Annotated in this window: 19 protein-coding genes and 1 rRNA gene; 10 read left to right on the top strand and 10 right to left on the bottom strand. The window is 39.3% G+C overall.

Annotated elements, in window-relative coordinates; all coding sequences use genetic code 11:
* Positions 1–4: 4 nt before the first annotated feature.
* Positions 5–901, bottom strand: a complete 897-nt coding sequence (locus CEF22_RS00500) for a mechanosensitive ion channel family protein (RefSeq protein ID WP_100401295.1) — start codon at positions 899–901, stop codon at positions 5–7.
* A gap of 170 nt (positions 902–1,071) precedes the next feature.
* Here CEF22_RS00500 and yyaC point away from each other — a divergent pair, with 170 nt between their 5' ends.
* On the top strand, positions 1,072–1,707 hold the full coding sequence (yyaC, locus tag CEF22_RS00495; RefSeq protein ID WP_100401294.1) for a spore protease YyaC: 636 nt from the start codon (positions 1,072–1,074) through the stop codon (positions 1,705–1,707).
* 33 nt (positions 1,708–1,740) lie between these two features.
* Here the strand turns inward: yyaC and CEF22_RS00490 are convergent, their stop codons facing one another.
* The 9 genes from CEF22_RS00490 to rpmH all read right to left on the bottom strand — a co-directional run bounded on the left by CEF22_RS00490 (position 1,741) and on the right by rpmH (position 10,204).
* Positions 1,741–2,589, bottom strand: coding sequence for a ParB/RepB/Spo0J family partition protein (locus CEF22_RS00490; protein WP_100401293.1), 849 nt, complete (start codon positions 2,587–2,589; stop codon positions 1,741–1,743).
* Positions 2,582–3,343, bottom strand: coding sequence for a ParA family protein (locus CEF22_RS00485; protein ID WP_094834672.1), 762 nt, complete (start codon positions 3,341–3,343; stop codon positions 2,582–2,584). The genes CEF22_RS00490 and CEF22_RS00485 overlap by 8 nt, the downstream gene beginning before the upstream one ends.
* A gap of 137 nt (positions 3,344–3,480) precedes the next feature.
* The gene (noc, locus tag CEF22_RS00480) at positions 3,481–4,332 is read right to left on the bottom strand and encodes a nucleoid occlusion protein (RefSeq protein WP_100401292.1); all 852 of its coding nucleotides are present in this window, start codon (positions 4,330–4,332) and stop codon (positions 3,481–3,483) included.
* A 119-nt stretch (positions 4,333–4,451) separates the two neighbouring features.
* Entirely contained in the window at positions 4,452–5,168 is a 717-nt protein-coding gene (rsmG, locus tag CEF22_RS00475) for a 16S rRNA (guanine(527)-N(7))-methyltransferase RsmG (protein WP_100401291.1), read from the bottom strand.
* A gap of 24 nt (positions 5,169–5,192) precedes the next feature.
* Positions 5,193–7,082, bottom strand: a complete 1,890-nt coding sequence (gene mnmG, locus CEF22_RS00470; RefSeq protein ID WP_100401290.1) for a tRNA uridine-5-carboxymethylaminomethyl(34) synthesis enzyme MnmG — start codon at positions 7,080–7,082, stop codon at positions 5,193–5,195.
* Between the two features lie 18 nt (positions 7,083–7,100).
* Positions 7,101–8,486: a tRNA uridine-5-carboxymethylaminomethyl(34) synthesis GTPase MnmE gene (mnmE, locus tag CEF22_RS00465; protein ID WP_100401289.1), complete on the bottom strand. Its 1,386-nt coding sequence runs from the start codon at positions 8,484–8,486 to the stop codon at positions 7,101–7,103.
* A gap of 348 nt (positions 8,487–8,834) precedes the next feature.
* Positions 8,835–9,593, bottom strand: a complete 759-nt coding sequence (gene spoIIIJ / locus CEF22_RS00460; protein WP_100401288.1) for a YidC family membrane integrase SpoIIIJ — start codon at positions 9,591–9,593, stop codon at positions 8,835–8,837.
* Positions 9,594–9,619: 26 nt separating this feature from the next.
* Complete coding sequence (rnpA, locus tag CEF22_RS00455) at positions 9,620–9,991, bottom strand: ribonuclease P protein component (protein WP_100401287.1); 372 nt, start codon at positions 9,989–9,991, stop codon at positions 9,620–9,622.
* Positions 9,992–10,069: 78 nt separating this feature from the next.
* Entirely contained in the window at positions 10,070–10,204 is a 135-nt protein-coding gene (gene rpmH, locus CEF22_RS00450; RefSeq protein ID WP_100401286.1) for a 50S ribosomal protein L34, read from the bottom strand.
* A gap of 624 nt (positions 10,205–10,828) precedes the next feature.
* Between rpmH and dnaA the strand changes: the two genes are divergently transcribed.
* From dnaA to CEF22_RS00405, 9 genes are all read left to right on the top strand, one after another.
* A complete protein-coding gene (gene dnaA / locus CEF22_RS00445) occupies positions 10,829–12,175 on the top strand; it encodes a chromosomal replication initiator protein DnaA (protein ID WP_100401285.1) in 1,347 nt (448 codons plus the stop codon).
* Positions 12,176–12,363: 188 nt separating this feature from the next.
* Positions 12,364–13,500, top strand: a complete 1,137-nt coding sequence (gene dnaN, locus CEF22_RS00440; RefSeq protein WP_100401284.1) for a DNA polymerase III subunit beta — start codon at positions 12,364–12,366, stop codon at positions 13,498–13,500.
* Positions 13,501–13,668: 168 nt separating this feature from the next.
* Positions 13,669–13,887: a S4 domain-containing protein YaaA gene (gene yaaA / locus CEF22_RS00435; RefSeq protein WP_094834663.1), complete on the top strand. Its 219-nt coding sequence runs from the start codon at positions 13,669–13,671 to the stop codon at positions 13,885–13,887.
* Between the two features lie 20 nt (positions 13,888–13,907).
* Positions 13,908–15,026, top strand: a complete 1,119-nt coding sequence (gene recF, locus CEF22_RS00430; protein ID WP_094834662.1) for a DNA replication/repair protein RecF — start codon at positions 13,908–13,910, stop codon at positions 15,024–15,026.
* Positions 15,027–15,036: 10 nt separating this feature from the next.
* Entirely contained in the window at positions 15,037–15,282 is a 246-nt protein-coding gene (remB, locus tag CEF22_RS00425; protein WP_094834661.1) for an extracellular matrix regulator RemB, read from the top strand.
* Positions 15,283–15,332: 50 nt separating this feature from the next.
* Positions 15,333–17,258, top strand: a complete 1,926-nt coding sequence (gene gyrB / locus CEF22_RS00420) for a DNA topoisomerase (ATP-hydrolyzing) subunit B (RefSeq protein WP_100401283.1) — start codon at positions 15,333–15,335, stop codon at positions 17,256–17,258.
* Positions 17,259–17,346: 88 nt separating this feature from the next.
* Positions 17,347–19,821 carry a DNA gyrase subunit A gene (gyrA, locus tag CEF22_RS00415; RefSeq protein ID WP_100401282.1) on the top strand — a complete coding sequence of 825 codons (2,475 nt, stop codon included), beginning with the start codon at positions 17,347–17,349 and terminating at the stop codon, positions 19,819–19,821.
* Positions 19,822–19,952: 131 nt separating this feature from the next.
* A complete protein-coding gene (locus tag CEF22_RS00410; protein WP_100401281.1) occupies positions 19,953–21,029 on the top strand; it encodes an HD-GYP domain-containing protein in 1,077 nt (358 codons plus the stop codon).
* 284 nt (positions 21,030–21,313) lie between these two features.
* A 16S ribosomal RNA gene (locus tag CEF22_RS00405) occupies positions 21,314–22,868 on the top strand.
* The last annotated feature ends 167 nt before the right edge of the window (positions 22,869–23,035 follow it).

Here is a 23,035-nt window from a genome sequence, read left to right as displayed (position 1 = left end):
TTGATCACCCTTCTTTTCCTTGCTTCGCTACAGCTTCTGCCTGTTCATCCCGAGAATACATGACAAGACGCGGGAACGGAATCTCTATTCCATTTTGATCTAAGCATTCTTTTACTTCTTTGCGAATATGCCTTGCAACAATAAAATGATTCATCGGAGTTGTTTCTGCAATAATTCTCATCACAACATCGGAAGCTGCTAACATTTGCACACCTAACAATTGAGGAGGCGCGACAATTTGTTCATACTTATCAGGTAATGTTTCTAGTAATTCATTTAACACTTTTTCCGCCTTATTAATATCTTCTTCATAGGCGATACTTACGTCAACGACAGCCACACTATTATGGACCGAAAAATTGGTCACCTCTGTAATCGAACCATTTGGTAGAATATGTAACTCTCCTGTCCAGTTTTTTATTTTCGTCGTACGAAGACCAATTTCTTCTACTGTTCCTTCAAATTGACCAATGCGGACGAAATCACCGACTGAAAATTGATCCTCAAATATAATGAAAAATCCGGTAATCACATCTCTTACAAGGTTTTGTGCACCAAAACCAATCGCTAAACCAACAACCCCGGCACCGGCAATTAAACCTTTAATATCGAATGTCAAAATAGACAAAATATTAATTAATGCAACGAAATAGACCACATAAGAGATAATATTCTCTATTAACTTTAAAAGTGTATTTTCTCGACGCTCAGAAAAGCCAATCGGCGTTTTCGAACGAATTAAGAAGAAATTGCGCACAGCTGCCTTTGCTACTTTAATTAATACAGCTGATAGAATGAGAATTAAAATAATTTTCAATGCTCCTTGACCAAGCGCAAACCATAAATCTTCTGCTGTATATTGATCCCACTTTTTTTCTATCATTCGCTGAAATGTATCCATCATATCTCCTCCTCTTCACCAACTGAAGAATCTTTTTTCATTTTAACAAGAACGATCATGAATTTGTAGTCATGTCTATTTTAGATAAAATTCTGACTTTTTGTACAGATCGATGTATAGAAAATAGTGGATTTCCGTATACTCTTACTATAATCTGCAGGAGGTGTGATATGAATCTAAAAAAAATGTTTGATCGAAAACCTGACTCGTTAACTATTCATTATAAAGAACAGCAAGCTTCATCGATCGTTGCTGAGCATTTACTTTCTTTATTACCACCACCCGGCACTCGTCCCATCGTTTTTGCCTTTATCGGAACGGATCGATCAACCGGTGATTCGCTCGGTCCATTAATTGGCACACTACTTTCGGAAAAACTATTGCCTGGCTTCCATGTGTACGGAACACTTGAGCACCCTGTTCATGCGGTAAATCTTTCTGACAAACTATCTCTTATTCAAAAACAACATCAGCAGCCTTTTGTGATCGGAACAGACGCTTGCTTAGGTACATTGAAAAACATCGGAAATATTCAATTAGGAAATGGACCAGTCAAACCAGGAGCAGGCGTTAAGAAAGAACTGCCTGCAGTCGGCGATGTTCACATTACGGGAACAGTCAATGTGAGCGGATTTATGGAGTTTTTCGTTTTACAAAATACTCGGCTACATTTAGTGATGAGCATGGCTAAAATCATCGCAAATGGCATCGCCAAGGCGGGAATTCATTATCAGCTGTCAACTGATAACCAATTGGTTGAGCATAACTACTATCAGCCTTCCTTGTTAAAAGCTGAAGACTCATGAAAAGATAAAAAATAGCTGCCGGCTATTGGCAGCTCATTCATTAAGCAAATCAAGGATTCGATTTAAATCATCTACAGATAAAAATTCAATTTCAATCTTTCCTTTTTGCTTATCTTTCATTTGTTTAATATGAACAGCGGTACCAAATCGTTCTCGCAACACTTCTTCTCTTTCTTTCAATACAGGATGCTTTTCTTGTTTCGGGGACGATGTTTCACGTGGAACATTTTCATTCATTCGTTGAATAAGTTTTTCTAATTGCCGAACGTTTAGATGCTCTTTCACGGTTTGGTCAGCCACTTGACTTATTTTTTCTTTGTTTTTTAATCCGACGAGTGCTCGCCCATGTCCCATTGATAGTTTTCCATCCATAATGTATTGCTGAACTTGTTCTGGTAACGTTAATAAGCGAACATAGTTGGCGATATGTGAGCGACTTTTTCCCATTCGTTTCGCTAATTGTTCTTGGGTAAAGTCCAATCTTTCCATTAATGTTTGATAGGCGGTTGCTTCCTCTATTGTTGTTAAATCTTCACGTTGGAGATTTTCTAACAGAGCCATCTCCATCATTTGTTGATCTGATAGTTTGCGAACAACAACAGGAACTTTGTCTAGTTCAGCCGCCTTTGCTGCCCGAAAGCGTCTTTCTCCAACGACGATCTCATAGCCTTTAATACTTTGCCGAACGATAATAGGCTGCAAAATTCCGTGCTCAATAATCGATGCCTTTAATTCTTCAATCGCTTCTTCATTAAATACTTTTCGCGGTTGATAAGGATTGGGACGCAACTCTTTTAGTCTTACTTCCTTCACGGCTTCTTCTCTCTCAGGCTCTAAGTCTTTGAAGATAGCATTGATTCCTTTTCCTAACCCTTTAGCCACTAGCAGCTACCTCCTTTGCAAAATCTGTATACATTTCTGCTCCTCTTGAACGTGCATCGTATAAAATGACTGGTTGGCCATGACTAGGTGCTTCACTGAGACGAATATTACGAGGAATAACCGTCCGATACACTCGATCTTGAAAGTATTTTTTCACTTCTTCAATCACTTGAATCCCTAAGTTTGTACGAGCATCTAACATCGTCAAGAGTACACCTTCAATATATAGTTCTTGATTCAAGTGCTTTTGAACGAGTCGTACTGTGTTCAATAGCTGACTTAAACCTTCAAGTGCATAGTATTCACATTGCACAGGAATAATAACTGAGTCCGCTGCTGTTAATGCATTAATCGTCAGCAATCCGAGCGAGGGAGGACAATCAATAATGATGTAATCGTACTCATCACGAATTTCTTCTAATGCACGTTTTAAACGAACCTCTCTCGAAATGGTTGGTACAAGTTCAATTTCTGCGCCAGCAAGTGCAATGGTGGCTGGCACAACAAAAAAATGCTCAATTTCCGTTGGCTTAATCGTATCGGCTAATTCTACATCATCGACTAATACATCATAAATACAATGCTCGACTTCCCCTTTTTCAATGCCAGAACCGCTTGTCGCATTTCCTTGGGGATCAATATCAATTAACAACACTTTCTTGTTTAAAAAGGCTAAACAAGCTCCTAAGTTCACACATGTTGTTGTTTTACCTACTCCGCCTTTTTGATTAGCAATAGCAATGACTTTTCCCATTTGAACCACCTACCTTCTCTTATCCCTTGAAACTATGTTTTCTCTATTTTAACAAATATCACCTCTTTCGTTATCATTCCACGAGTAAATTCTTTTGATTTGAATAAATAAAAAGGGTGAATTCCATCTCTGGCCATTCACCCTTGCGATTTTTTCTTTGGTATTTTAATAGTAATTTGATAAAAGTCCTCAAATTCCTCTTCTTGTGATTTCAAATCAATGCCGCTGTCTGACACCATCGATAGTGACTGCCGAATCGTGTTCACTGCAATTCGAACATCTTTACTAAAGGATTTTCGCCGTGGCTTCGGCGCTTCATTCGATGCTGTGAGCCATTGAACGACTCGATCCTCTACTTGCTTGACATTTAAATGCTTTTCAATGATCTCATTCATTAACTGAAGTTGTTTTTCTTCATCCTTCAGCGGAATGAGCGCTCTAGCATGGCGTTCGGTTATTTGCTTTTTCATGATCGCCTCTTGAATTAGTTGAGGGAGCTTTAATAGACGCAACTTGTTCGCTACCGTTGATTGTCCTTTTCCAAGACGCTGAGCCAAAGCTTCTTGTGTTAATTGATGAAGCTCTAGTAATTTTGCATAAGCTAGTGCTTCTTCAATCGCTGAAAGCTCTTCTCTTTGCAAATTCTCTATTAAGGCAACAGATGCGGTTTCTTTATCGTCCATATTATTAATAATTGCAGGGACTTCTTCCCAATTCAATGTTTGGACTGCTCGCCACCGACGCTCACCAGCAATTAACTCATAGCGACCATCTTCCATTTCACGAACGACGATCGGTTGAATAATCCCGTGTATATGAATGGTTCGAGCCAATTCTTCTATTTTCTGATCGTCAAATATTGTTCTTGGCTGAAAACGATTGGGAACTATTTCGGAAACCGGAATCTTTTTTATATTTTCTCCCTTTGCTACTGTTTCTTCAGCTGTTTTTTCTCCTATGTTAAAAAAACGAGAGAAAGGATGCTTCATGATCCCCTACACCACCTTTAACAAACTCCCTGTATACGTATTCTCTCTATACGCATCATGTTCCTTCTTCATTTTACACCATGCTTATGTCGAGTAAAGTTGTCCACATGTGGACAACTTTACTCGATCGGTGATTTGTTTGGTGTACCTGGTTTTCGCGGATATTTTTTTGGTGTTTCTTTTGTTTTTTTGATCACCATAATTGTGCGGTCACTTTCCTCCATTGGCAGCGTAAATGAATGCGTTTCTTGTACCTTACCGCCAAGAGTAGTAATCGCTTTCTTTCCATTTTGTAATTCTTCTTCCGCACTCGCTGCTTTCATCGCCAGAAAAACACCGTCTTTTTTCACAAGCGGCAAGCATAATTCACTTAATACAGACATTCTTGCTACTGCTCGCGCCATAACAATGTCATATTGCTCACGGTGTTCTGAAAGCCGACCAAATGTTTCAGCACGATCATGGAAAAAATGAACATTTTCTAATTTTAATTCATTCGCTAAATGATTCAAAAATGTAATTCGTTTGTTTAAAGAATCAACAATCGTTACACGTAAGTTTGGAAATGCAATCTTTAATGGAATGCTCGGAAATCCCGCTCCTGCTCCCACATCACAAACCGTTAATTCACCAGAAAAATCATAGTAAAAAGCGGCGGATAACGAATCATAAAAATGTTTTAAATACACTTCTTCTTTTTCTGTGATCGCCGTTAAATTCATTTTTTCATTCCATTCAACGAGCAGCTCATAATATAAGTCAAATTGTTCAAGCTGGGAAGGAGAAAAGTGAACGCCCTTCTCCTCAAGTAGCTTTAGGAATTGTTCCTTGTTCATGCTTCATTCATCCCTTCACTAAAGTTAACTTCCTATACGAGCAATCCGGCCTTGTTCAATATATACAAGAAGAATCGAAATATCGGCTGGATTGACTCCTGAGATCCGGGAAGCTTGAGCAATTGATAGCGGTCGAACTTCAATTAATTTTTGGCGAGCTTCTGTCGCTAATCCACTAATCGCTTCGTAATCAATATCTTCAGGAATTTTCTTGTTTTCCATTTTCTTCAATTTATCTACTTGCTGAAGTGATTTTTCAATGTAGCCTTCATATTTAATTTGAATTTCTACTTGTTCTTCTATTTCTGCATCTATTTCCGCATCAGCAGGAACAAGCTGCTTAATATGTCCATAAGTCATTTCTGGGCGCTTCAGTAAATCAGAGGCACGAATACCATCCTTTAATTCACTTCCGCCAGCTTCGCGAATTAATGCTTGTGTAGTTTCATTTGGTTTAATAATAATCGATTTCAACCGCTCTATTTCCCCGGCAATATCCGCTTTCTTCTTCGTGAAACGCTCATAACGATCCTGTGAAATCAGACCAATTTGATGGCCAATTTCTGTTAAACGAAGATCCGCATTATCGTGACGAAGAAGGAGACGATATTCTGCACGTGATGTCAGCAAACGATACGGCTCATTTGTTCCCTTCGTAATTAAATCGTCAATTAAAACACCGATATAAGCATCCGAACGGCTTAAAATCACTTCTTCCTTCTCAAGCACGCGGCATGCCGCATTAATTCCGGCCATTAAACCTTGACCAGCTGCTTCTTCATAACCAGATGTCCCGTTAATTTGACCAGCTGTATAAAGGTTTTTCATTTTTTTCGTTTCTAATGTCGGCCAAAGTTGCGTTGGAACCATCGCATCGTATTCAATCGCATAGCCCGCACGCATTAATTGTGCTTTTTCTAAACCTGGAATGGTTTTTAACATGCGATATTGCACATCTTCCGGCAAACTTGAAGAAAGCCCTTGAACATAAACTTCCTCTGTATTTCGGCCTTCTGGTTCGAGGAAAATTTGATGACGTGGTTTATCGTTAAAACGAACGACTTTATCTTCAATCGATGGACAATAACGTGGTCCTCTTCCTTTAATCATTCCGGAAAACATCGGGGAACGATGAAGATTTTCACCAATAATCGCATGTGTTTCCTCATTCGTGTAAGTTAACCAGCATGGGAGCTGATCCGTAATGAACTTGGTTGTTTCATAACTAAATGCCCTCGGCTCATCATCACCAGGTTGAATTTCTGTTTTACTATAATCAATTGTTCGGCTATTAACGCGCGGTGGTGTTCCTGTTTTAAAGCGAACAAGATCAAATCCAAGCTCTTTTAAATGATCCGATAATTGAATCGATGGTTGCTGATTATTCGGTCCACTAGAATATTTTAAATCGCCGATGATGATTTCTCCGCGTAAAAATGTACCTGTTGTAATGATTACAGCTTTTGAATAATACATCGCACCTGTTTGCGTCACAACTCCACGACATTCTCCATCTTCCACAATCAGACGTTCAACCATGCCTTGAATTAATGTTAAATTCTCTTCATTTTCGATCGTTTTTTTCATTTCTTGTTGGTACAGGATTTTATCCGCTTGTGCTCTTAATGCACGTACAGCTGGTCCTTTTGCCGTATTCAGCATTCGCATTTGAATATGGGTTTTATCAATATTTTTCCCCATCTCTCCGCCTAATGCATCAATTTCACGAACGACGATTCCTTTTGCTGGTCCACCAATGGATGGATTACATGGCATATAAGCAATCATATCAAGGTTGATCGTGACCATTAATGTTTTCGCGCCCATGCGAGCAGCAGCCAAACCTGCTTCGACTCCAGCGTGACCCGCTCCAACAACGATCACGTCATATTGGCCGGCTTCATATTGTGCCATAACTGTTTCCTCCTTTATTTATTTTCCTAAGCAAAATTGTGAGAATAACTGATCAATTAAGCTTTCATGAACGCTTTCACCAATAATTTCGCCTAACAATTCCCACGTTCTCGTTAAATCGATTTGAACAATATCAATCGGTGTACCCATTTCTGTATTTTCAATTGCATCAGTAATCGCTGTAAGCGCCTGATGTAATAAAGCAATATGACGAGAATTAGATACATAAGTCATGTCGCTTGATTCAATCGAGCCTGAAAAGAACAGGGAGGAGATGGCTTCTTCTAATTCATCAATTCCTTGTTCTTCTAATAAAGACGTTGTTACAAGCTGCTTCTCACGCGCTAACTCTCTTACTCGGTCCATGTCAATTTTTTGTTCTAAGTCCGTTTTGTTGACGATGACAATAACATCCATACCGGATACTGCTTCAAACAAATTCTCATCTTCCATTGTTAACAGATCAGAGTAATTTAACACGAGTAAAATCAAGTCTGCTTCTTTTAAGACTTGACGAGAACGCTCGACTCCAATTCGTTCAACGATATCTTCCGTTTCGCGAATCCCTGCTGTATCGACTAGTCGAAGAGGTACCCCACGAACATTCACGTACTCTTCAATGACATCTCGAGTCGTGCCTGGAATATCGGTGACAATCGCTTTATTTTCATGCACAAGCGCATTTAGCAGTGATGACTTCCCGACATTCGGACGTCCGATAATGACCGTAGACAATCCTTCACGCAAAATTTTCCCTTGTTCAGATGTACGTAGCAATTTATCAATTTCACTTTTTACATGTGTTGATTTTTCAAGTAATACGCGATGCGTCATTTCCTCGACATCATCATATTCCGGATAATCAATATTCACCTCTACATGGGCGAGAATTTCTAGAATCTCTTGACGAAGCTTGCGTATCAGCTTAGAAAGGCGTCCTTCCATTTGATTCAAAGCCACATTCATCGCTCGATCCGTTTTCGCTCGAATTAAGTCCATCACCGCTTCCGCCTGTGATAAATCAATTCGCCCATTTAAAAAAGCCCGTTTTGTAAATTCTCCAGGCTCTGCTAGACGTGCTCCTTGATTGAGAACCAGCTGCAGCACGCGATTGACCGACACTAAACCACCGTGACAATTAATCTCTACCACATCTTCACGCGTAAATGTTTTCGGGCCTTTCATTAAAGATAACATCACTTCTTCAACGACCTGGCCTGTTTTAGGGTCGATTAAATGTCCATAATGAATCGTATGGCTATCGACTTCCTTTAAACATTTTCCACTTGGACTTTTAAACACTTGATCGGCAATAGCTATTGCTTCCTCTCCGCTCAAACGTACAATCGCAATCGCACCTTCACCCATCGGAGTGGAAATAGCCGCTATCGTATCAAATTCCATGTTCTTCACCTCTTTCTTATATGTTCATCTATATAAACCGTAAACTTTTATCTTGAAATCATTAGAATAACATAGGAAAACCATTTTAAAAAGAAGGTTATTTATCCACAACCTTCTTTTTAACCGTTACCATTTTAACTTATTCACGTGTGGATAACAATAAAATATGCGAGCTGCACATTTGGGTATGTTTGTATTTTTTTATGTTTTTCATCTTTTAATTAAAAATTGGATAAATAGACCATTTTTATTACTACAAAAAAAGAGGTATCCCAATGATTACACATCAGGGTACCTCTTTCATTTTTTCCACAATTATCAATATTCCCTTTAACTACACACCATTCTTTATTTATTAACTGAAGTGGATGTGCTTTTACCAGGTTTATTGATAATTAACGTTTGAATAATCATAAAGATGTTACCTACTACCCAGTATAGGGATAAAGCCGCTGGTAAATTGACAGCAAAGACGATAATCATAATCGGCATGAGCCAAAGCATCATCGCCATTTGTGGATTTTGGTTCGTCATTCCGGCCATCATTAACTTCTGCTGAAGGAATGTCGTTGCTCCTGCAAGAAGTGGAAGGATAAACAACGGATCTGGAGCACCAAGATTGAACCATAGGAAACTATCATGTTTAATCGCTTCTGTTCTCATAATCGCTTGGTAGAAACCGAAAATGATTGGCATTTGAACAAGCAATGGAAAACACCCAGCAAGCGGATTGACACCATGCTTTTGAAACAGCGCCATCGTTTCCTGTTGCATTTTCTGCTGAGACACTGCATCTTTTGATTTATATTTCTCTTTAATCTTTTGCATCTCTGGTTGAAGTTCTTGCATAGCTTTGGTGTTTTTCGTCTGTTTAATCATTAATGGTAAAATCACCAAGCGAATAATGATCGTAACAATGACAATCGCCCATCCAAAACTGTTTACCGCCTCTGCTGTCTTTACGATGACTTGAGAAAGCGGATAAACGACAAATTCATTCCAGAAGCCTTCACTTTCTGGTGTAATTTCTTTATTTACTTCTGTACAACCAGATAACAACATCATAGTTGCCACTAAGAAGGCTAGGGTGAAAATCTTCCGTTTCAAACTATTATTCCCCCTGTCAACTTTCTTTACGATTCTTCATTTTTAGGTTTATGATGATTCATCTTTAATGCTTTAGCTCTTTTTAACACGTGGATCATACTTTGTTTGACTTCAGGACAAGTCATGTCAGCTGCTGGCTTTCTAGCAATAACGACATAATCAAAGCCCGGTTGAATTTGTTCTTTTAATTCTGTAAAGCTCTGTCTAATATAGCGTTTAATTCGATTGCGTGTGACCGCATTACCGATCTTTTTACTTACAGATAATCCAATCCGAAAAGGAACCTTTTGATCGGATTTATACATATATACAACAAATTGTCGATTGGCAAATGACTTCCCGCCATTAAATACGGATTGAAATTCATTGTTCTTCTTAATCCGAAATGTCTTTTTCATCAGTCTCGCCACCCGCTCAAACATATATTAAGTGAATTGATTTATTAGAAAAAAAGACCACTGAGATTTTTCAGTGGCCTATGCAGATAATACTTTTCTTCCTTTAGCACGACGACGAGCTAGCACACGACGGCCGTTTTTAGAACTCATGCGGTTACGGAAACCGTGAACTTTACTTCTTTTACGCTTATTTGGTTGGTAAGTTCTTTTCATTATAAAACACCTCCCTAAAGGATCGGTAAAATTTAATCGTTTAAGACAGTCTTTTTGATTATAAAGACGAAGTTTTATTCTGTCAACCTCTTATCTAAATTTTTCAGTCCTAGTAAAGTGAAACTTCAATCAGTGAGAGATTTCTTCATCTTCTACCATACAGGATCCATACTCAACATATCTTCAAAAAATTTTTCTTTTCGCCTATCTTTTGTATGCTTTGTATAGCTGTGGATAGTTTTCAACATGCCTTTCCATTATCCACACCCCTTACATACAGCTTTTTCACAAATACACCCCTGTGGAAAACTTTTTTTCACAACTGGATATAACTGTGGATAAATTTCGAAACTCGTTGCAACTGCTTTAATTATCTGCTATTATTATTTTGTTTTCACTCTGAATGAGTTATTATTGTTTTATAGTTATCCACAATGTGTGAATAGTTTGTGGAAAAGATATTCACGACCTATGTAAAAGATTATCCACAACCTGTGAACTCTGTCGAAAAACTATTTCTTTCTTTATTATATATTTACCCACAACCAAAGGGTTGCATAAATATGAATTCACACTTAAGGTACTTAAACAAAGGTTGTACAATCCAGCAGAAGGAGGGGGACAATGGAAAACATCGACGATCTTTGGAACAAAGTTTTACAAAGTATAGAGAAAAAGATTAGCAAGCCTAGCTTTGACACTTGGCTAAAATCAACAAAAGCCTATTCATTACAAGGAGATTCAATTACCATTACTGCTCCAAATGACTTCGCCCGCGATTGGCTAGAAGGTCATTATTCGCAGTTGATTTCCGGGGTAATTGGAGAAATTACTGGGGAACAGTTAGCCGTGCGATTCATTATTCCAGAAAATCAGCAGTCGGAAGAATTTGATGTGTCTAAAGCTAAAAAGCGACAAAATAAAAAAGAAGATGCACATGAATTTCCACAAAGCATGCTGAATCCCAAATATACATTCGATACGTTCGTAATTGGTTCAGGAAACCGATTTGCCCACGCCGCCTCTTTAGCGGTTGCTGAAGCACCAGCAAAAGCTTACAATCCACTCTTCATTTATGGGGGAGTCGGACTAGGCAAAACCCATTTGATGCATGCAATCGGCCATTATGTACTTGAGCATAACCCAGAAGCAAAAGTTGTTTATTTGTCATCTGAAAAATTCACAAATGAGTTTATTAACTCGATTCGAGACAATAAGGCCGTTGATTTTCGCAATCGGTACCGTAATGTCGATGTTCTTTTAATTGATGATATTCAATTTCTTGCTGGTAAAGAACAAACGCAGGAGGAATTCTTCCATACTTTCAACACTTTGCATGAAGAAAGTAAGCAAATTATTATTTCTAGCGATCGTCCTCCTAAAGAAATTCCAACGCTAGAGGACCGTCTTCGATCTCGATTTGAATGGGGATTAATCACTGACATTACCCCTCCAGATCTAGAGACTCGAATCGCTATTTTACGCAAAAAAGCGAAAGCAGATAATCTAGATATCCCAAATGAAGTCATGCTTTATATTGCTAATCAAATAGATACGAATATTCGTGAGCTTGAGGGAGCACTTATTCGAGTCGTAGCCTACTCTTCATTGATCAATAAAGACGTGAATGCTGATCTTGCAGCAGAAGCGTTAAAAGATATTATTCCAAGTTCTAAACCAAAGACGATCACGATTCAAAACATTCAAAAGGTCGTTGGAGAACAATACAATGTGAAACTTGAAGATTTCAAGGCAAAGAAACGCACCAAATCTGTTGCTTTTCCTAGACAAATTGCCATGTATTTATCTAGAGAGCTAACTGATTTTTCATTGCCGAAGATTGGTGAGGAATTCGGAGGGCGTGATCACACGACGGTAATCCATGCTCATGAAAAAATTTCAAGATTATTAGAAACCGATAGCCAACTACAACACAATGTGAAAGAAATCCAAAACCTTTTGAAATCTTAATAATGTGAATAACTTAGCTTACTTTACGAACAGTCTGTCCACATGTGGATAGACTGTATTTACTTTCGTTCTGTAGACTTATCCACATATTCACACCCCCTACTAGTACTACTATTATTTTTTAATATAAAATAATTAATATATGCAGCAAGGGAAATGATTATTCTTAAAAAAATGGAGGAAGAAAAATGAAATTTTCAATTCAAAAAGATCGGTTTGCTCAAAGCGTTCAAGATGTTTTGAAAGCGATCAGTTCACGAACAACCATTCCGATTTTAACAGGGATAAAAATAGATGCAGGTACAGAAGGTATTAAACTAACAGGTAGCGATTCTGATATTTCGATTGAATCTTTTATTCCAAAAGAGGAAGAGGAAATTCTTCTTGCTGATATTCAACAAACAGGATCTGTTGTATTAAATGCTCGTTTTTTTAATGAAATTGTTAAGAAGCTACCGTCAGATACCATTGAAATCGAAGTTCTTTCATCTTTTCAAACGGTCATTCGTTCTGGTCAAGCTGAATTCAATTTAAATGGTTTAGACCCAGAAGAATATCCTCACTTGCCACAAATTGAAGAAGAAGAAGTGTTCAAATTACCTACTGACTTATTAAAAGCAATGGTAAGACAAACAGTATTTGCAGTGTCCACCTCAGAAACACGCCCCATCTTGACAGGTGTCAACTGGCGAGTTGAAGAGGGAATGCTAAGCTGTATTGCAACAGATAGTCACCGATTAGCATTAAGACAAGCGGCTGTGGAAACAGCATCGGATGCGGAATACAATGTGGTCATTCCAGGGAAGAGCCTAAGTGAGCTAAGTAAGATTTTAGATGATAGCCAAGAAGCGGTGGAAATCGTCATTACTGAGAATCAAGTGTTGTTCCGTGCAAAACATTTATTATTTTTCTCAAGACTTTTAGAGGGGAATTATCCTGACACAAGCCGCTTAATTCCTACAGATAGTAAAACAAGGTTAGAATTAAACACGAAAGAATTTTTACAGGCCATTGATCGAGCTTCGTTATTAGCAAGAGAAGGTCGGAACAATGTCGTGAAGCTATCGATGATTGGAGACGAAATGATTGAAGTTTCCTCGAACTCTCCTGAGATCGGTAAAGTGACGGAGCAAGTTAAGAGTCAGGCAGTAGAAGGAGAAGAACTAAAAATCTCTTTCAGCGCTAAATATATGATGGATGCTCTAAAAGCACTTGAAGGAACGGAAATTAATATTCAATTCGCAGGTGCAATGAGACCTTTTGTCATTCGTCCACAACATGATGACTCGACGCTACAATTAATCTTGCCTGTTAGAACGTATTAATTTCTTTAAACATATAAACAATGGAAAAGAGGCTGTTCCTTGAGCTGGGCAGCCTTCTTTTTTTCGTGAAGGGCTAAACAGCGCCTTCCGCTTTTCTATCTTTGTGTTAATGTGAAAAGTTTAGTAAAATAAAGTATTAGAGAATTCAATCGAAGGCAGTGAGAGAAAATGGAAAATAGGATAGTAATTGAAACGGAATATATTGTTCTTGGACAGTTTTTGAAACTGGCTGAGGTGATTCAAACGGGTGGAATGGCCAAGTGGTTTTTGAGTGAGCATGAAGTGTATGTGAATGGTGAAATAGATCAACGTAGAGGTAGAAAATTACGGGTAGGCGATAAAATAGAAATACCTGGATTTGGTGTTTTTGTTATAGCGGATTCATAAAACAAAAGGGTGTTTTGCTCATGCACATTAAAGAACTGTACTTAGAAAATTATAGGAATTATTTGCACTTAGATGTGGAATTTGAAAATAAAGTAAATGTGTTTCTTGGGGAAAATGCTCAAGGAAAGACAAATGTAATGGAATCTATTTATGTGCTTGCTATGGCAAAATCTCATCGAACCTCCAATGATAAAGATTTAATTCGCTGGGAAGCGGATTATGCTAAAATAAAAGGTAGAGTAGAAAAATCTCGAAATTCTGTCCCGTTAGAGTTAATTATTTCTAAAAAGGGTAAGAAGGCGAAATGCAATCATTTAGAGCAGCAACGCCTTAGTCAGTATATTGGGAATATGAACGTTGTCATGTTTGCGCCAGAGGATCTTCATCTTGTGAAAGGGAATCCTCAAGTGAGAAGGCGTTTTATAGATATGGAAATTGGACAAGTATCGCCAGTGTATCTTCATGATATTAGTCAATACCATAAAGTGCTACAACAGCGAAATCATTATTTAAAACAATTACAAATCAAAAAAACAACTGATTATACGATGCTGGACGTACTAACGGAGCAATTAATTGATCTAGCTGTCAAAATTGTGAGAAAGCGTTTTGACTTTATTCACTTACTTCAAGATTGGGCAAGTGCCATTCATTCTGGTATTTCGCGAGGAGTAGAAAAGTTAAATATTATATATGAGCCGTCTGTTGGGGTATCAGAAGAGAATGATTGGTCAAAAATGGTAAGTGTATTTGAAGAAAAATATCATTCGCAAAGACAAAAAGAAATCGAACGAGGTGTTACTCTTAGTGGACCACATCGAGATGATCTCATATTTCATGTGAATGAAAAGAATGTACAAACATTTGGTTCTCAAGGACAGCAAAGAACGACAGCACTATCTGTGAAATTAGCGGAGATTGAATTGATTCATTCTGAAATCAAGGAGTACCCCATTCTTTTATTGGATGATGTATTGTCAGAGCTTGACGATTACAGACAGTCTCATTTACTAAATACGATCCAAGGGAAGGTTCAAACATTCGTTACGACAACAAGCACAGAAGGAATCAATCACCAAACTTTGCAAGAAGCGTCCACCTTTACAGTTGAAGCTGGTACGATGACACAAATAAAGTGAGGATTTAGCCATGTATGTTCACATTGGAGATGACATCATCCTTCAAATAGACAATATTATTGCCATCGTAGATCAGCAGACGGTCGATGTAACTTCTAAACAAACAATCGGTATTATTTATGATGATACGCTATTAAAAAGCGGGAATTTTAAATCAATTGTTGTTACAGACAACCAATTATATCTTTCATCGTTTTCATCAAACACATTAAAAAAGCGGATATTCGATAATTATTTGCAAAAGCCTGGAAGATAAACAGTTTTACAGGAGGCTTTTGGAGAAAGAGCAGGTGAATGAATTTGACTATGGAACAACAAAATACAACGAACCAGCCTTCCTATGATGAAAATCAAATACAAGTTTTAGAAGGTCTTGAAGCAGTTCGAAAACGGCCAGGGATGTATATTGGCTCAACAAGTGGAAGAGGTTTACACCATCTTGTATGGGAGATTGTAGATAATAGTATTGATGAAGCATTAGCAGGCTATTGTGATGAAATTCAGGTAATCATCGAAGAAGATAACAGTATTACGGTCAAAGATAATGGTCGTGGGATTCCAGTTGGTATTCACGAAAAAATGGGTCGTCCAGCTGTAGAAGTCATTTTAACCGTACTTCACGCCGGTGGGAAGTTTGGCGGCGGTGGCTATAAAGTATCGGGAGGTCTTCACGGAGTGGGAGCGTCTGTCGTTAACGCGCTATCGACTCAACTAGAGGTATACGTTCATCTCAATGGTCAAATCTATTATCAATCTTATCGACGCGGAGTCCCTGAAGCAGATCTGAAAGTAGTTGGGGAAACAGATCGTACAGGAACAACCATTCAATTCCGTCCAGACCCGGAGATTTTTACGGAAACATTAGTCTATGAGTATGATACGTTAGCGAATCGTCTTCGCGAATTAGCTTTTTTAAATCGTGGCATTAAGATCATCATTGAGGATAAGCGCGAAGAAGGAAAAATAAATGAGTACCATTATGAAGGCGGAATTAAATCGTATGTTGAACATTTAAACCGCACGAAAGAAGTTATCCATAGCGAACCGATTTACATGGAAGGGACAAAAGAAGGCATATCTGTAGAAATCTCTTTGCAGTATAACGAAGGATTTACTAGCAATATTTATTCTTTTGCCAATAATATTAATACCCATGAAGGCGGAACACATGAGTCTGGGTTTAAAACAGCATTAACTCGTGTCATTAATGATTATGCTCGTAAACATGGTTTGCTTAAAGAAGCCGATCAAAATTTGTCTGGAGAAGACGTGCGTGAAGGATTAACAGCGATTGTATCTGTAAAACATCCAGATCCTCAATTTGAGGGACAAACGAAAACGAAACTAGGCAATTCTGAAGCGAGAACTGTCACGGATTCTGTTTTTTCTGCTCGTTTTGAGTCCTTCTTATTAGAAAATCCAGCTGTTGCTCGCAAAATCGTTGATAAAGGACAAATGGCCGCGCGTGCGCGAATGGCGGCGAAAAAAGCGAGAGAGTTAACTCGCCGAAAGAGTGCGTTGGAAGTTTCAAGTCTTCCAGGAAAACTGGCAGATTGTTCTTCACGTGACCCAGAAATTAGCGAAATTTATGTCGTAGAGGGTGACTCGGCAGGTGGATCAGCGAAACAAGGGCGCGATCGTCATTTCCAAGCGATTTTACCGTTGCGAGGAAAGATTATTAACGTAGAAAAAGCACGATTAGATAAAATTTTATCCAATAATGAGATTCGCACCATTATTACGGCTTTAGGCACTGGAATTGGGGAAGAATTCGATATTTCGAAAGCTCGTTACCACAAATTAGTCATCATGACAGATGCCGATGTAGATGGCGCGCACATTCGTACATTGTTGCTTACATTCTTCTTCCGCTATATGAGACAACTGATTGAAGCTGGTTATGTCTATATTGCCCAGCCACCTTTATATAAAGTGACGGTTGGGAAAAAGATAGACTATGCCTACAAGGAGCATCAATTAGAAGAAATTCTTGCCGGATTACCGGAGAATACAAAACCAGGAATTCAACGTTATAAAGGTCTTGGAGAAATGAATCCGGAACAGCTGTGGGAAACAACGATGAATCCAGAGACAAGAACGTTGCTTCAAGTGAGTTTGAAGGATGCTATTGAAGCAGATGAAACGTTTGAAATTCTTATGGGTGATCGCGTGGAGCCTCGTCGTCAATTCATTGAAGAAAATGCCCTTAATGTGAAAAATTTAGATATATAATGCCCGTAAAGGCTGCTTAATAAGCAGGATAGATCGAATCTATCCTGTCTCTCTTTCTATAAGTGTTTGTTAAAGGAGGTCTTTGAAAATGGCTGAAACACCTAATTCTCAAGTAGTAGAGATTAATATTAGTAAAGAAATGCGCTCATCCTTTTTAGATTATGCGATGAGTGTCATTGTTGCTCGTGCTTTACCGGATGTGCGAGATGGGTTGAAACCTGTTCACCGCCGAATTTTATACGCGATGAATGATCTTGGCATGACGGCTGATAAAGCATATAAAAAGTCTGCTCGTATCGTTGGTGAAGTAATCGGTAAGTATCATCCGCATGGTGATACAGCGGTATATGACACAATGGTCCGTATGGCGCAAGATTTTAGCTACCGTTATATGCTTGTTGATGGACACGGAAACTTCGGATCAGTTGATGGTGATGCAGCAGCGGCGATGCGTTACACCGAAGCTCGTATGTCCAAGATTTCAATGGAATTATTACGCGATATCAACAAAGATACCATCGATTATAAACCCAACTATGACGGATCTGAGAAAGAGCCTGCCGTACTTCCAGCTAGATTTCCTAATCTATTAGTAAACGGAACGTCTGGTATCGCTGTTGGGATGGCAACAAACATTCCTCCACATCAATTAGGAGAAGTTATTGATGGCATTGTTGCATTAAGTCACAATCCAGATTTGAACATCCTTGAATTAATGGAATACATTCCAGGACCAGATTTTCCTACATCCGGTATGATTATGGGACGAAGTGGTATTCGTCGTGCGTATGAAACGGGGAAAGGCTCCATTGTGATTAGAGCGAAAGTGGACATCGAACAAAAGGCGAGCGGCAAAGAAACGATCATCGTCAAAGAGCTTCCTTACCAAGTAAATAAAGCAAAATTAATTGAAAAAATTGCGGAACTTGTACGTGACAAGAAAATTGATGGGATTACTGATTTGCGTGATGAATCCGATCGCAAAGGAATGCGTATTGTCATGGAGGTCCGCAAAGATACGAATGCTAGTGTACTTTTAAATAATTTATATAAATATACAACGATGCAAACGAGCTTTGGGATTAACTTATTAGCACTTGTCGATGGACAGCCGAAAGTGTTAAATCTGAAAGAATGCCTATATCATTATCTTGAACATCAAAAAGTGATCATTCGTCGCCGAACAGAGTTTGAGTTAAGAAAAGCGGAAGCAAGAGCGCATATTTTAGAAGGATTACGTATTGCTCTTGACCATATCGATGAAATTATCGCCTTAATTCGTGGTTCGCAAACAACGGATATCGCAAGACAAGGCTTAATGGACAATTTCTCTTTATCTGAAAAACAGGCACAAGCGATCCTTGATATGCGACTGCAGCGTTTGACAGGACTTGAACGAGAAAAAATCGAAGAAGAATATCAAAATCTTTTAACGTTAATCGCTGAATTAAAAGCGATTTTAGCAGATGAAGAAAAAATCTTAGAAATTATCCGTGAAGAGTTATTAGAAATTAAGCAACGCTTTAATGATGAACGTCGCACAGAAATCATGGATGCTGGCGTAGAAGGAATCATGGATGAAGATCTTATTCCGCGTGAGCAAGTCGTTGTGACATTAACACATAACGGCTATGTGAAACGTCTACCAGCCTCTACTTATCGCAGCCAAAAGCGTGGAGGTCGTGGAATCCAAGGGATGGGCACGAATGAGAATGACTTTGTTGAGCATCTATTAACGACATCGACTCATGACACGATCTTATTCTTCACTAACAAAGGGAAAGTATACCGATTAAAAGGATATCAAATTCCTGAATATAGCCGAACAGCTAAAGGAATCCCACTCATTAATTTGTTAGAGGTCGAGAAGGGTGAGTGGGTAAACACGATGATTCGTGTCGAAGAATTCACAGCTGATTCTTACCTGTTCTTTGCCACTAAATCAGGTATAGTGAAACGAACATTGCTCGCTGATTATGCAAATATCCGCACTAATGGTCTACGTGCCTTGAATTTACGAGAAGATGACGAGTTGATTTCCGTTCGTTTGACAGATGGGAAGCAACAAATTGTTATGGGAACAAAAGATGGATTGATGATTCGTTTTGCAGAAGAAGATGTTCGGGAAATGGGACGTGTATCGACCGGTGTGAAAGGAGTAAGACTTTCAGCAGACGATGCGGTTGTTGGCATGGAGCTTTTACATGAAAACGACTATGTCCTCATCGTTACAGAAAATGGTTATGGAAAGCGCACCCCAGAAAGTGAATATCGTATTCAAACAAGAGGCGGTAAAGGGTTGAAAACTTGTAACGTTACCGAAAAGAATGGTTCTCTTATAGCTGTAAAAACGGTTACTGGTGAAGAGGACTTAATGTTAATTACTCTCGGCGGTGTCCTGATCCGAATGGATGTAAATGATATTTCAATTACAGGACGAAATACACAAGGTGTGAAACTGATCCGACTAGATGACAATGAAACAGTCGCAACTGTTACAAAAATCGCCAAAGAAGAAATGCAAGAGGATTTACCTGAAGAGGAGAATATATCCGTTGAATAATAGTAAAAAAAGCCTGATTTCCATTTTTGGTCCTCAGGCTTTTTTACTATAAATAGCCAAACTTGAAAATTATAGTCCTTATTCCTTCAATGATTTGGTAAGATATAAATAAAAACTTGGAGATTTGACCTATGTATATAAAAGTAGAGGAGTTGCAAGCGGGGAATATATTGCAAGAGGATGTCATGGGAAAAACATCTTGCCCCCTAATTGCTAAACATACAATCTTAACGGACCGTCACATCGAATTGTTAAAAGCTTTTTTGATCCAGGAAGTAGATATTCAAACAGCTGATTCTACTGTGTTAGAAACAACAGGAATTTCAGATGAAACTGATTCTGTTGAAAACACGATGAATTCTATAGAAGAAGAATTTTCAAAACGATACATTGAAGGTGAGCGACAGTACAATAAAGAATTTCTTAAATGGCAAGCTGGAATGAGTATTGATATCGTAAAGATTCGAGAAATTATTCTTCCTTTGCTTGAATATGCTCGATTGCATTCAGATATTTACCTACATCTGCATACATGGACGGATGGGCATTATCGTTTTCATCACCCGCTTGCGGTAGGGCTAATTAGCGGTATCATCGCTGAAAAGTTGAATTTTGAAAATGGAATGATTATTCAAGCAGCCCTCGCCGGCATATTAGCTGATTGTGGTTTAGCTAAAATCCCGATGAGTATTTTGAAAAATAGTAATTTCTCCACTAATGAAAACGAAAAGGAATTAAGAAAGCATCCTTTGCATAGTTACAATATGGTGAAAGATTTGAAATTATTGAAGCAAGAGACGAAAATAGCTATCTTCCAGCATCACGAACGACTAGATGGTACAGGGTATTCTATGGGAGACAAAGGCAAAAAAATTCATCCGCTGTCAAGAATCGTTGCAGTAGCTGATACCTTTCATTCGATGACTGCTCAAAAGGATGATCAGAGTCACATACCACCTTTTAAAGCACTTGAAGTACTAAAGGAAGACTATTTTGGAAAATTTGATATAGAAGCTGTGAAAGCTTTAATTGCAACTTTCACTAAAATGGGCCCGGGAACGGAAGTACGATTATCCAACGGTCAACGAGGCAGTATAATATTTATGAAACAACAGTACCCGACAAGACCATTAGTTCAACTGGCTGGAAATAGTAATATTGTAGATTTAGAAAAAATGAGAGAGCTTTATATAGAAGAAATTTTATAAAGCATATCAGTTTTGAGAATGTATTACCTTTAAGAAATAGTAAAGAGAGTGATTCTAGTAAAAGGATCACTCTCTTTACTATTTCTAGTGAAGTATTTGGTTGAAGTAATTTTTTAAAAAAAGTTATAGAATCTATTGACGATGTAGAAATAAGGTGGTATATTATAAAAGTCGCTTGAGAGTGACAGAAATTGAACATTGAAAACTGAACAAAATAAACGTCAACGTTAATTCTAAAAAACTTAGTTTATCTAAGTGAAGCAATTTATGAGCAATCAAACACTTTATCGGAGAGTTTGATCCTGGCTCAGGACGAACGCTGGCGGCGTGCCTAATACATGCAAGTCGAGCGGACTTGATAGGAGCTTGCTTCTATTCAAGTTAGCGGCGGACGGGTGAGTAACACGTGGGTAACCTGCCTGTAAGACTGGGATAACTCCGGGAAACCGGGGCTAATACCGGATAACTTCTTTCTCCGCATGGAGAAGGATTGAAAGATGGTTTCGGCTATCACTTACAGATGGACCCGCGGCGCATTAGCTAGTTGGTGAGGTAACGGCTCACCAAGGCAACGATGCGTAGCCGACCTGAGAGGGTGATCGGCCACACTGGGACTGAGACACGGCCCAGACTCCTACGGGAGGCAGCAGTAGGGAATCTTCCGCAATGGACGAAAGTCTGACGGAGCAACGCCGCGTGAGTGAAGAAGGTTTTCGGATCGTAAAGCTCTGTTGTTAGGGAAGAACAAGTATCGGAGTAACTGCCGGTACCTTGACGGTACCTAACCAGAAAGCCACGGCTAACTACGTGCCAGCAGCCGCGGTAATACGTAGGTGGCAAGCGTTGTCCGGAATTATTGGGCGTAAAGCGCGCGCAGGCGGTCTTTTAAGTCTGATGTGAAAGCCCACGGCTCAACCGTGGAGGGTCATTGGAAACTGGAAGACTTGAGTGCAGAAGAGAAGAGCGGAATTCCACGTGTAGCGGTGAAATGCGTAGAGATGTGGAGGAACACCAGTGGCGAAGGCGGCTCTTTGGTCTGTAACTGACGCTGAGGCGCGAAAGCGTGGGGAGCAAACAGGATTAGATACCCTGGTAGTCCACGCCGTAAACGATGAGTGCTAAGTGTTGGAGGGTTTCCGCCCTTCAGTGCTGCAGCTAACGCATTAAGCACTCCGCCTGGGGAGTACGGTCGCAAGACTGAAACTCAAAGGAATTGACGGGGGCCCGCACAAGCGGTGGAGCATGTGGTTTAATTCGAAGCAACGCGAAGAACCTTACCAGGTCTTGACATCCTCTGACAACTCTGGAGACAGAGCGTTCCCCTTCGGGGGACAGAGTGACAGGTGGTGCATGGTTGTCGTCAGCTCGTGTCGTGAGATGTTGGGTTAAGTCCCGCAACGAGCGCAACCCTTGATCTTAGTTGCCAGCATTTAGTTGGGCACTCTAAGGTGACTGCCGGTGACAAACCGGAGGAAGGTGGGGATGACGTCAAATCATCATGCCCCTTATGACCTGGGCTACACACGTGCTACAATGGATGGTACAAAGGGCTGCAAGACCGCGAGGTTTAGCCAATCCCATAAAACCATTCTCAGTTCGGATTGTAGGCTGCAACTCGCCTACATGAAGCCGGAATCGCTAGTAATCGCGGATCAGCATGCCGCGGTGAATACGTTCCCGGGCCTTGTACACACCGCCCGTCACACCACGAGAGTTTGTAACACCCGAAGTCGGTGGGGTAACCCTTACGGGAGCCAGCCGCCTAAGGTGGGACAGATGATTGGGGTGAAGTCGTAACAAGGTAGCCGTATCGGAAGGTGCGGCTGGATCACCTCCTTTCTAAGGATAGAACGGAAAGTAAGAACGTTGTTCTTACTCAAATTAACGATGCGTTTTATTTTGTTCAGTTTTGAAGGATGAATTCCTTCTATAACTATTACTTGTTCTTTGAAAACTGGATAATATTGTATAAAGTAACCAAGCAATAACCGAGTAATCGCCATTTT

The sequence above is a fragment of the Bacillus sp. FJAT-42315 genome, from assembly GCF_002797375.1.
GTDB lineage: Bacteria > Bacillota > Bacilli > Bacillales > Domibacillaceae > Bacillus_CE.
Note: the sequence above shows the minus strand (reverse complement) of the source record. Positions and strands in the feature narration are given on the sequence as shown.

Coding starts and splice junctions, on each gene's coding strand:
- CEF22_RS00500 (WP_100401295.1), bottom strand. CDS start 901: ATGGATACATTTCAGCGAATGATAGAAAAAAAGTGGGATCAATATACA.
- yyaC (WP_100401294.1), top strand. CDS start 1,072: ATGAATCTAAAAAAAATGTTTGATCGAAAACCTGACTCGTTAACTATT.
- CEF22_RS00485 (WP_094834672.1), bottom strand. CDS start 3,343: ATGGGAAAAGTCATTGCTATTGCTAATCAAAAAGGCGGAGTAGGTAAA.
- noc (WP_100401292.1), bottom strand. CDS start 4,332: ATGAAGCATCCTTTCTCTCGTTTTTTTAACATAGGAGAAAAAACAGCT.
- rsmG (WP_100401291.1), bottom strand. CDS start 5,168: ATGAACAAGGAACAATTCCTAAAGCTACTTGAGGAGAAGGGCGTTCAC.
- mnmG (WP_100401290.1), bottom strand. CDS start 7,082: ATGGCACAATATGAAGCCGGCCAATATGACGTGATCGTTGTTGGAGCG.
- mnmE (WP_100401289.1), bottom strand. CDS start 8,486: ATGGAATTTGATACGATAGCGGCTATTTCCACTCCGATGGGTGAAGGT.
- rnpA (WP_100401287.1), bottom strand. CDS start 9,991: ATGAAAAAGACATTTCGGATTAAGAAGAACAATGAATTTCAATCCGTA.
- rpmH (WP_100401286.1), bottom strand. CDS start 10,204: ATGAAAAGAACTTACCAACCAAATAAGCGTAAAAGAAGTAAAGTTCAC.
- dnaA (WP_100401285.1), top strand. CDS start 10,829: ATGGAAAACATCGACGATCTTTGGAACAAAGTTTTACAAAGTATAGAG.
- dnaN (WP_100401284.1), top strand. CDS start 12,364: ATGAAATTTTCAATTCAAAAAGATCGGTTTGCTCAAAGCGTTCAAGAT.
- yaaA (WP_094834663.1), top strand. CDS start 13,669: ATGGAAAATAGGATAGTAATTGAAACGGAATATATTGTTCTTGGACAG.
- recF (WP_094834662.1), top strand. CDS start 13,908: ATGCACATTAAAGAACTGTACTTAGAAAATTATAGGAATTATTTGCAC.
- remB (WP_094834661.1), top strand. CDS start 15,037: ATGTATGTTCACATTGGAGATGACATCATCCTTCAAATAGACAATATT.
- gyrB (WP_100401283.1), top strand. CDS start 15,333: ATGGAACAACAAAATACAACGAACCAGCCTTCCTATGATGAAAATCAA.
- gyrA (WP_100401282.1), top strand. CDS start 17,347: ATGGCTGAAACACCTAATTCTCAAGTAGTAGAGATTAATATTAGTAAA.
- CEF22_RS00410 (WP_100401281.1), top strand. CDS start 19,953: ATGTATATAAAAGTAGAGGAGTTGCAAGCGGGGAATATATTGCAAGAG.